The sequence below is a fragment of the Pseudomonas sp. 3B-A001-10F genome (genome assembly GCF_056313565.1).
Map to the genome: position 1 here is coordinate 1 of NZ_JBQYFW010000091.1, position 440 is coordinate 440.

Here is a 440-nt window from a genome sequence, read left to right on the forward strand (position 1 = left end):
CTTTGCAACCGCTGCGTCGCTACCCGCTGGATGCGGCGATCCTCTTTTCCGATATCCTCACCGTGCCGGACGCGATGGGGTTAGGGCTCTATTTTGAAGCCGGAGAAGGTCCGCGTTTTACCTCGGCAGTCACCTGCAAAGCCGACGTCGATAAACTGCCAATTCCGGACCCGGAAGATGAGCTGGGTTACGTGATGAACGCGGTGCGTACCATTCGTCGCGAACTGAAAGGCGAAGTGCCGCTGATTGGTTTTTCCGGCAGCCCGTGGACGCTGGCAACCTACATGGTGGAAGGCGGCAGCAGCAAAGCCTTCACCGTGATCAAAAAAATGATGTATGCCGATCCGCAGGCGCTGCACGCTCTACTCGATAAACTGGCGAAAAGCGTCACTTTGTATCTGAATGCGCAGATTAAAGCCGGTGCTCAGGCAGTGATGATT

The 440-nt window shown here is 55.7% G+C and carries 1 protein-coding gene; it reads left to right on the top strand.

Annotated features, from left to right (window positions below):
* Positions 1–440, top strand: a 440-nt coding sequence (locus AC0ZWN_RS28880; RefSeq protein ID WP_476337718.1) for a uroporphyrinogen decarboxylase family protein, incomplete at both ends; no start/stop codon positions are given.